Genomic DNA, 9,301 nt, shown 5'->3' on the forward strand with positions numbered 1-9,301 from the left:
CGATTAACCTGTCTACCTGCCCGGCAAACTGGCGGATTAGATTCCGGGGAAGGGGATAGGTCATTCCCAGTTTGAGAAAAGAAGCGCGGGGGAAGACCTGTGCGGCATACTGGTAGCTGACCCCGCTGGTTATCACGCCAAAACGGCGTTCCCCTGGGATAATCCGGTTAAAGGGAAAGGTTTCAGCGTATGCCGCCAGTTTAACCAGGCGCTCTTCTATTATCTGATGCCGGTTCCGGGCGTAGACGGGCAGCATGACGTATTTAGCTGCATTGTACTGAAAGTCCGCTTGTCTGACCGGTACGGCGCGGTTCCGTTCTGTCTTCACCACGGACTTGGAATGGGAGATGCGGGTGGAAGTGCGCATCAGTACCGGAGTATCAAACTCTTCACTGATGTCAAAGGCACAAGCCATAAGCTCATAGGCTTCCTGGCTGTCGCCGGGCTCGAGCATTGGTACTTTGGCCAGTTTAACGTAATGGCGGGTGTCCTGCTCGTTCTGGGAACTGTGTATTCCCGGGTCATCAGCGCAGATGACAACCATCCCGCCATTGATGCCGGTGGTGGCGGCAGCCATAAAAGCGTCACTGGCTACGTTCAGTCCTACCTGTTTCAGGGAGACCATCACGCGGACTCCGGTATAAGCCGCCCCCAACGCTACTTCCATGGCTACCTGCTCATTGGTTGACCATTCTGCGTAGATATCCTCGTAAGCAGCGATAGATTCGAGTATTTCCGTGCTCGGGGTCCCGGGATAAGCGGTGGCTACCTTGACACCGGCGTGGTAAGCCCCTAAAGCAAGGGCCTGGTTTCCGGAGAGTAATTTTATCATTTTCTCCATATTACAACATGGCATCCTCATCAGGCAAATGCGGAGGGTTTCGTTAAAAAGTGAGCTTGACGACTAAATGCGGTGCGTGTATTATCATTACATAAGAACTGTGAAGTAAGAATTGCCCGGTGGGCAATTTAAGCTTAAATTTGATTTTAAGGGAATTGAGGTAGCGCACCATGATTGTTGAAATGAGAACAGGTAGTACTAAAGAAGAAATCGACGCCGTAATTGAACGGGCCAAATCAATGGGCCTTGATGTCCAGTTGAACCGGGGCACTGACAAGACAGTGGTGGCCCTTCTGGGGAGTAATACCGGGCAAATCTCCACCGACCTCTTTGCGGTACTTCCCGGTGTGGAGAGCGTGACCAGAATAATGAAACCCTATAAACTGGCTTCCCGGGAATTCAGCGCCCGGGATAGCCTGGTTTCCATTGACGGCATTGAGGTTGGGGGTAAGCGTATTGTAGTTATGGCCGGACCCTGCGCCGTGGAGAGTAAAGAGCAGCTTATAGAAGCGGCCCGTGCGGTTAAAAAGGCCGGAGCCAGTATCTTGCGTGGCGGTGCTTTCAAACCGCGTACCTCTCCTTTCAGCTTTCAGGGTCTGGAGGAAGCCGGACTGGAATTGCTGGCAGAGGTCAGGAAAGAGGTTGGCATGCCGGTAATTACCGAGGTGGTGGACTCTCATGACGTCAGTCTGGTATCAAAGTACGCTGATATTCTGCAGGTTGGCTCCCGCAATATGCAGAACTTTTCTTTGCTGACCAGCGTGGGTGCGAGCCGGTGGCCGGTTGTCTTGAAACGTGGGTTCTCGTGTACGGTTACCGAGTGGCTTACCGCGGCTGACTACCTGCTGGCAGAGGGGGGAAACCGGGTTATTCTGTGCGAGCGAGGAATCAGGACATTTGAAGATACCGCTCGCTTTTCTCTGGATGTCTGCTCGATACCGGTAATTAAGAAGTTCAGTCACCTGCCGGTAATCGTTGATCCCAGTCATGCCGCCGGTCACTATTCACTGGTACCGGCAATAGCCAGAGCGGCGGTGGCGGCGGGGGCTGATGGACTGCTCATTGAAGTCCATCCCAATCCCAAGGAAGCGCTGGTAGACGGTCTTCAGTCACTCACGCCGTCTGATTTCAACCGGTTGATGGGAGAACTTAAGGAAATCGCCAAATCAATCGGCAGATATATTTAGTGATTGAGTTGTCTTTCTTTGCTCGTTTCAGGTTTGCGTGTTATTATCATTAAGTGCTATGATTATCTTAGAAGCTAACAGGCGTGGATTTTGAAACAGGTGTTCCTCTATTTTTTTCTTGTGCGGTCACCTTGAGTTATCTATCAAATCCTGTTAAAGGTCCGTTTTGGGATTCTCCATCAGTCTCCCAGGGTGTTTTATTGATTTGAAAGTGATGGTTTTTGCTGATGACCAATGGTAGGCGGACGCCGCGGAAAATACTGCATACCTCTGATGTACATCTAGCCGCACTCGGTGATAAGGCGTGTCAGAGTCTTGAAGCGCTGGTTAATGCCGCTATCAGGCTTGATGTGGACATGGTCATTATCGCCGGTGATTTTTTCGATTATAACCGGGTTGATGATGACCTGGTCAGCTTTGCCGTAGAACAGCTGCGGCGCTTACCGGTGCCGGTGCTGGTACTGGCGGGTAACCATGATTGCTTGACCAAAGACTCGGTCTTTAACCGGGTCAACCTGTGGCAGGGCTGTACTAATCTCCGCCTCTTCAGGGCGTCCCAGGGAGAACGAATTGACCTTCCTGACCTGGGGATTTCACTCTGGGGCAAGCCGATAGATACTTATGAAAATGATGTTCATCCCATGAAAGGAATACCGGAGCCTGGGGATGACGGGTTGTGGCATGTCGCGGTGGCCCACGGTCATTATGTTAGTAATGGGCCCCATATTTTCCCGAGCTATCATATCACGCGTGAGGAAATTTTCAACTCAGGGTGGGACTATATCGCTCTGGGACATCATCCTGTTTATGAGTGTATCGGCGATGATCCGGTACTGGCCTGCTACTCCGGTTCTCCGTCCATGTCCGGCAAGGTGGTGATTGTCGACCTTGCCGAAGATACGGGGGTGCAGATCAGCCGTTATTCAATATGGGAGAGTCACGAAGGTCTATTATAAGCCGGACGTGGCGCAGGTTAAGAGATTGAAGGTAGATTTCACCAAATTGGACAGGGCTTTTAATCCACGTTGTGTGGTTGTGGTGGGTGACAATCACCGTAGCGATTTCCGCTGGCTCCGTTCTCAAAGTTCTTTTAAAGGGAAACTCTACTCGGTTCAGGTTGCCCCGGAGGAAATTGCCGGGATTGAGGCTCTGGGGGTGAAAAACTACGCCAGTATCCGGGAGGTTCCGGAGCCAGTGGATCTGGTGATTGTTTCCGTACCTCGGGCGGTGGCTCCGGCTGTCCTGGAGGACTGTATCACCAAAGACGCGGCGGCGGCTTTTTTCTTTACGTCAGGCTTCGCCGAAACGGATACCGAGGAGGGAATCAGGCTGGAACGCCTGCTCAAAGAGAGGGCGGAACAGGCCAACTTCCATCTTATCGGCCCTAACTGTATGGGGATCTTTAACCCGGCGGTCGGTATCAAACAGAGCCGGGACCAGTACACCGGCCCTCCCGGGCCGGTTGGCTTTATCTCGCAGAGCGGTACCATGGCTAATAACTTCAGCCGGGAGATGCAGTTTCAGGGGCTTGGTGTCAGCAAATCGGTGAGCTTCGGTAACGGGATAGTCCTTGATTCGGCTGATTACCTAGAATATCTGGGTCGTGATGCGGATACCAGGATTATTGCCATGTACCTGGAAGGGGTCAAGGACGGACGGCGTTTTCTTAAAGTATTGAAGGAAGTAGCGGCGCGGAAGCCGGTGGTGATATTGAAAGGGGGACGTACGGAAGAAGGGGGGCGGGCTATCGCTTCGCATACCGGGTCGCTGGCGGTGCCCCGGGCGATATGGGATGCTGCCGTGAAGCAGTGCCGGGCAATAAATGTAGCCAGCATGGAAGAGCTTACTGACACGGTAAAGGCACTGTGGTTCCTCTCGCCGGTCAGCGGTGAGAAAGTGGCGATAGCCGGGGGTTCCGGCGGACAATCAGTGGCGATTGCCGATGTTTTTGCCGAGGCCGGGTTGAAGGTACCGCTCCTGACCGGCCAGTCCTATGATGAACTGGCTACATTCTTCAGTCTGATAGGGGGGAGCTATCGTAACCCGGTGGATACCGGCAATACCAACCGTAAAGAGATAAAGCGTATCCTGGAGATACTGGAACGGGATGCTAATATTGATAACCTGGTGCTTCTGGTTACCGTCCGCTTCGGTACTCCTGACCAGATTGAGACTCATATCAATGCCGCGATTGATATCAGGCGAAAGACGCCAAAGCCGGTGATAGCGATTATCTCTTACTCCTCCTCGGCTGAAGAAGTGACGCAGGCCGGGAATGTGATTCATCAGTTTCAGGAGGGTGGAGTCCCGGCATTTGTCGCCCTTGACCGCGGCGCCAAGGCTCTGAAAAATACCCTGGATTACTACGTCCTGCGGAACGGCGCCGGTTACTAGTATAGTGTATTACAAATGTCTTTACAGTTCTGTCATTCCGGACTTGATCCGGAATCCATGTCTATCCCCTGGATTCCAGCCTTCGCTGGAATGACAGCAACTTCCTTGATACGGCAAGATATATAAGAGACACTACACTAGCATCCTGTAAAGTTAATCACAATTCAATCGGTAACCGGGATTCGCCCATTAATCATTTTGTCATTCCGCACCCTGGCCTGTCGCCTGGACAGGCTTGATGCGGAATCCATGTGGGGTGAGGGAGACTCCCCCTGGAGTTTACCCTATAATTGATGCGGGGCGGGAATGGCATCTTATTTACCTGGCGCAGCGCCAGCCGAAAAACTAAACTTCCCCGGAATAGCCTTAAAGGTTCATGAGGCGGTCCGGAAAGCCGGTTATCTGCCTGGCTTCTACTGGAGCTGTATGATTCGAGCCTCAGCTTTACCGGAGTCGATCTCCAGCAGACCTACCGTACCCAGTTCGTTTTTATAGTTGGGGAAAGTGGCGCTGCCGGGGCTGACCAGTAGCAGTCCGTTCTTTCTTTGCAGTGAGGGAGAGTGGGTATGACCGAAGACGATGACTTGAGGAGAATGGTTTTCGTTTTTTGAAGCTTCCTGGGGAAAAGGCACTGTAGCCCAGAGCTTATCGTGCATCAGCCGGATAGTAACGCCATCAATATTAATGACCTGGTTCCACTTTACACGAGGGTCATTCTTTATAGAGAAAGGGTCATCGTCACCCTCAGCGGCCAGTACCGGAGCAATAAGCTCCAGTTCGTCCAGGACGGAAGGAAGATAAATATCCCCGGCGTGTAAAATCAGCTCGACGCCACGAAAGACCTCCTCTAATTTAGGAGGGAGTGCCCTGACATGATCGGGTATGTGAGTATCCGAGATTAGTCCAATAAGCATCGTGTTATCCTTACCATACCTGAACTGAATTGTTTTGTCAATTTTTGATATTCGATGAAACGATGACAGATTGGTTTTTTCTTGCGGTAAGTCGTGCAGAAGTCAGGAGATTTATGTTATATTGTGACTAAATATTTTGCAGCGGGATAAGATGATAAAAAGAACTCTATATATATTAACGGTGATAATACTGGTAAGCAGCTTGCTGCTATTTTATTTACCCAGCGGCTGTCAGTTCGGGCAGATAGCCGCGCCGGTATCTCCCGGTGAAGGGGAGGTACTCAATCTTTATGGCATTGACCCGAACACGCTTGATCCGGCGGTTGCCGGTGAAGCGAACTCTCACCGCTATATCATGCAGTTGTTCAGCGGTCTGGTACGTCTTGATGATAACCTGGAACCGGCCCCGGATATCGCTCGGGAGTGGCGGGTCAGTGATGACGGCAGGACTTTTACGTTCGAGCTAAGGCGTGGTGTCAGGTTCCATGACGGCAGGGAAGTTAAAGCCGGAGATTTTGAGTATGCCTGGCGGCGTGCCGCTGACCCGGCTACAGGCTCACTGACAGCCGCCACTTACCTCGGGGATATTGTTGGCGTAAGTGATGTCCTGTCCGGCAAAAGCCAGGACATCAGCGGCGTTCGTGTTCTTGATGATTATACTCTTCAGGTAACAATAGATGCTCCCAAGTCTTATTTCCTGTCCAAGCTGACCTATGTCACGGCGTTCGTGGTGGACAGGAACAATGTGGCATCGGGGAGCAAGTGGTGGCAGCAGCCGAACGGTACCGGTCCCTTTAAGCTTAAACAGTGGGAGGAGAATAGTTTATTTGTCCTGGAGAGGAACGGGCTTTATTACGGACAGACGGCCAGGGTCAGTTCAGTAGTCTTTCACCTGTGGAGCGGTGTGCCGATGAACCTTTATGAGACCGGGGAGATTGATGTCACTGAAGTTGGTATTGACTACATTGATAAGGTTAGCGATGAGGCCGGGCCGTTCTACGATGACCTGGTCATAGTCCCTGAGTTGAGCTTCTCTTATGTTGGTTTCAACGCGACCAGGCCGCCCTTTGATGATGCCAAAATCCGCCAGGCTTTCTCGATGGCTATAGATAAGGAAAAACTCGTCTCTCTGGTGTTCCGGGATATGATGCAGCCGGCTGATGGCATCCTGCCTCCCGGTATGCCCGGCTTCAATGAGAGCTTACGGGGGCTGGATTATGATGTGAACCGGGCGCAGCAGCTAATCAGGGAATCCAGCTATGGGGACGTATCTAAACTGCCCCAGATTACCATTACCACCGGGGGCTGGGGTGGCTTGATTTCCCAGGGACTGGAAGCTATCGTTTATCAGTGGCGGCAGAACTTGGGGGTTGAGGTCAAGGTGAGACAGATGGAACCGCAGAGGTTCTTTTACTTCCTCAAGGAAGAGAAGGATGAGATGTTTGACCTGGGCTGGATTGCCGACTACCCGCACCCGCAGGACTTTCTGGACGTTCTCTTTCGCAGTGGGGCTGAGAACAATTACGGCGAGTACCGTAACCCTGAAGTGGACGCCTTGCTGGATGATGCCAACGTGGAACTGGACGAAGCTTTGAGCCTGACCCTGTACCGGCAGGCTGAACAGAAGCTGGTTGAGGATGCCGCCTCTTTGCCGTTATGGTTCGGGCAAAACTATATCCTGGTCAAACCTTATGTTGAAGGGTACCGGGTGAACCCCATGGGTTTTGTGATGCTGAATGAGGTCTCGGTCAAGCCTCACTAGTCGGGGAGATATGATTGGTTCTCCGGCATGACTATAAGATGGAAGCCCATCCCACTGTCCCCCTTCCCAACGGGAAGAGGGGAGTTACCTAAAAGAGAGGGGACTTTGCCCCCTCTCTTTAAATCTCTTCCCCTTCTCCTGGCAGGAGAAGGGGATAAAGGGGATGAGGTTATTCGATTAGCTGGCAGACTGAAAGGAGACCGGATTAATGACATATGTAGTTTACATAACGAGAAAAGTATTTCCGGAAGCGCTGGATATCATCGGCAGAGTTGCCGAGGTAAAGCTGTGGGAGAGCGATGCCGCGATACCCTATGAGACGCTGCTGGAGCAGGTCAAGAATATCGACGGGCTGCTCTGCATGCTCTCGGACAGGGTGGATGCTGGCGTTCTGGATGCGGCCCCGCGCCTCAAAGTGGTGGCCAACTATGCCGTTGGTTTTGATAATATCGACGTGGCTAAGGCCACGGAGAAGGGCATCCCGGTGGGCAATACCCCCGGCGTGCTCTCGGAGACGACGGCTGATCTCGCCTTCGCCCTGCTCATGGCGGCGGCCCGGCGCATCGCCGAGTCTGACGCCTATACCCGCCGGGGGCAGTGGCGGACGACAGCCGACCCTCGGCTGATGATCGGGCAGGATGTGCACCACAGTACCCTGGGTATCATCGGCATGGGTAGAATCGGCGCCGAGGTCGCCCGCAGAGGCAATGGTTTCCAGATGGATGTCCTTTACCATAATAGAACCCGGCGGCCGGACGTGGAAAAGGAACTGGGGGTGGAATATGTGGCGACTTTGCCGGAGCTGCTGCGCCGGTCTGACTTTGTCAGCCTTAACGTGCCCCTGACGGGAGATACGCGGCAGATGATTGGCGCTGCGGAACTGGCGGTGATGAAGCCGACGGCAGTCCTGGTAAATACCGCTCGCGGGCCGGTGGTGGACCAGAAGGCGCTCTACCAGGCGCTGAAGTCAGGGCAGATTGCGGCGGCGGCGCTCGATGTCTTTGAGAGGGAGCCAATCCCCGCCGATGACCCCTTGCTCACCCTGGATAACGTGGTCTTTACCCCCCACATCGGCAGCGCCAGTATCGCCACTCGTACCAGGATGGCGGTCATGGCCGCGGAAAACATTGTGGCCGGTCTGCAGGGTAAAAAGCTGCCTACCTGCGTGAACCCGGAGGTGTACGGGGGGAGGTAGGGTGGCGGAGGGGGTGGGATTCGAACCCACGGTTGCTTGCGCAACAACGGTTTTCAAGACCGTCTCCTTAGGCCTCTCGGACACCCCTCCGGAACGGTTCGGCAGCCTCATTATGCCTTAACCGTAGAGCATCGTCAATCCGCCTGGCCGTATGATTCCCGGAATGTTGTCTTGCTGACTGTAGCCTCGGGTGATCTGCCTCGGAAAGTGAGGAAGACCACACAGCGTTCTAATGGCGGGGCATATGGTATTATTCGGTTTTGGTTGGCGGTGTCTTTGCGAGACCATTCCGCTATAGGCGGAAGGCGAAGCAATCTGTGTGAGGGGAAGGGTATACCTCACCTCTCAGATTGCCACGTCGGCTACGCCTCCTCGCAATGACAAATAAAACCAACCGAATGCAAATAAAACCGGGCATGTCCCAGCTTGACTTTTTATGCTCTACGCACCTATAATACGAGGGTTGCTGTGGACTGACGATTCTGAGGTGTTTACGGGTTATCTTTGCGTTAGGCAGTTTTCTTATCGCAGAAGTGAGTCATCAATTAATGAATACCAAGCGAAACCAGTGACATTCGCACTTTCGTATTTAGTTAATATGGACGGCGGGTTATAGTTTACCCAAGAATAATAGTGTCTGGTAATCAAGTCTACTTTTAGATTCGGATATCTATACCACGATTTATAATATCCGCCGTAGAACTTTGTATTCGACATCTTTTCAATAACAGCTTTGGCTAGCTTCTCTTGATGGGCACGCAATTCTTCTGCTACTTTATTATTCATTTCCGTAGAGATTGTGTTACTGTATTGCAAATCGTAGAAGAATGTCGAATCATAATCTACTTGAATCCAATAATCATACGGAATGGAAATTAAAGTATTGTGGTCAATATTGAAGGTAAAGCTAGTAGACCCAAGCGAGGTATTAAGAGTTGCAAAGTTCTGTTCCAGAAATGAGCGTAGGTCAGTCTCAGAAGTAATGGTAGTAGGTGTTGGTGTTGGGCT

At 52.2% G+C, this 9,301-nt stretch carries 8 protein-coding genes and 1 tRNA gene; 5 read left to right on the forward strand and 4 right to left on the reverse strand.

Annotated features, from left to right (window positions below; all coding sequences use genetic code 11):
* On the reverse strand, positions 1-841 hold an 841-nt coding region (locus Q8Q07_02340; protein MDP3879131.1), incomplete at its 3' end, for an indolepyruvate ferredoxin oxidoreductase subunit alpha.
* Between the two features lie 182 nt (positions 842-1,023).
* On the opposite strand from Q8Q07_02340, the gene aroF reads away from it, so the two are divergent.
* The 3 genes from aroF to Q8Q07_02355 all read left to right on the forward strand — a co-directional run bounded on the left by aroF (position 1,024) and on the right by Q8Q07_02355 (position 4,422).
* Positions 1,024-2,028 (forward strand): 3-deoxy-7-phosphoheptulonate synthase, encoded by a 1,005-nt coding sequence (aroF, locus tag Q8Q07_02345; GenBank protein MDP3879132.1) that lies wholly within the window; start codon positions 1,024-1,026, stop codon positions 2,026-2,028.
* A gap of 227 nt (positions 2,029-2,255) precedes the next feature.
* Entirely contained in the window at positions 2,256-2,984 is a 729-nt protein-coding gene (locus Q8Q07_02350) for a DNA repair exonuclease (GenBank protein ID MDP3879133.1), read from the forward strand.
* A gap of 25 nt (positions 2,985-3,009) precedes the next feature.
* Entirely contained in the window at positions 3,010-4,422 is a 1,413-nt protein-coding gene (locus Q8Q07_02355; GenBank protein MDP3879134.1) for a CoA-binding protein, read from the forward strand.
* Between the two features lie 413 nt (positions 4,423-4,835).
* Here Q8Q07_02355 and Q8Q07_02360 read toward each other — a convergent pair whose 3' ends face one another.
* Entirely contained in the window at positions 4,836-5,336 is a 501-nt protein-coding gene (locus tag Q8Q07_02360) for a YfcE family phosphodiesterase (protein ID MDP3879135.1), read from the reverse strand.
* A gap of 151 nt (positions 5,337-5,487) precedes the next feature.
* Here Q8Q07_02360 and Q8Q07_02365 point away from each other — a divergent pair, with 151 nt between their 5' ends.
* The gene (locus tag Q8Q07_02365) at positions 5,488-7,098 is read left to right on the forward strand and encodes a peptide ABC transporter substrate-binding protein (GenBank protein MDP3879136.1); all 1,611 of its coding nucleotides are present in this window, start codon (positions 5,488-5,490) and stop codon (positions 7,096-7,098) included.
* Between the two features lie 208 nt (positions 7,099-7,306).
* The gene (locus Q8Q07_02370) at positions 7,307-8,293 is read left to right on the forward strand and encodes a D-glycerate dehydrogenase (protein MDP3879137.1); all 987 of its coding nucleotides are present in this window, start codon (positions 7,307-7,309) and stop codon (positions 8,291-8,293) included.
* 2 nt (positions 8,294-8,295) lie between these two features.
* On the opposite strand, the gene Q8Q07_02375 is transcribed toward Q8Q07_02370, so the two are convergent.
* Positions 8,296-8,383 (reverse strand) — tRNA-Ser (locus Q8Q07_02375).
* A 432-nt stretch (positions 8,384-8,815) separates the two neighbouring features.
* Positions 8,816-9,301, reverse strand: a 486-nt coding sequence (locus Q8Q07_02380) for a hypothetical protein (GenBank protein MDP3879138.1), incomplete at its 5' end; no start/stop codon positions are given.

It is taken from the genome of Dehalococcoidales bacterium (assembly GCA_030698765.1).
Taxonomy (GTDB): Bacteria; Chloroflexota; Dehalococcoidia; order Dehalococcoidales; family UBA2162; genus JAUYMF01.

What these genes read in the sequence shown, in the direction of transcription:
- aroF (MDP3879132.1), top strand. Translation starts at nt 1,024, where the DNA reads ATGAGAACAGGTAGTACTAAAGAAGAAATCGACGCCGTAATTGAACGG.
- Q8Q07_02350 (MDP3879133.1), top strand. Translation starts at nt 2,256, where the DNA reads ATGACCAATGGTAGGCGGACGCCGCGGAAAATACTGCATACCTCTGAT.
- Q8Q07_02360 (MDP3879135.1), bottom strand. Translation starts at nt 5,336, where the DNA reads ATGCTTATTGGACTAATCTCGGATACTCACATACCCGATCATGTCAGG.
- Q8Q07_02365 (MDP3879136.1), top strand. Translation starts at nt 5,488, where the DNA reads ATGATAAAAAGAACTCTATATATATTAACGGTGATAATACTGGTAAGC.
- Q8Q07_02370 (MDP3879137.1), top strand. Translation starts at nt 7,307, where the DNA reads ATGACATATGTAGTTTACATAACGAGAAAAGTATTTCCGGAAGCGCTG.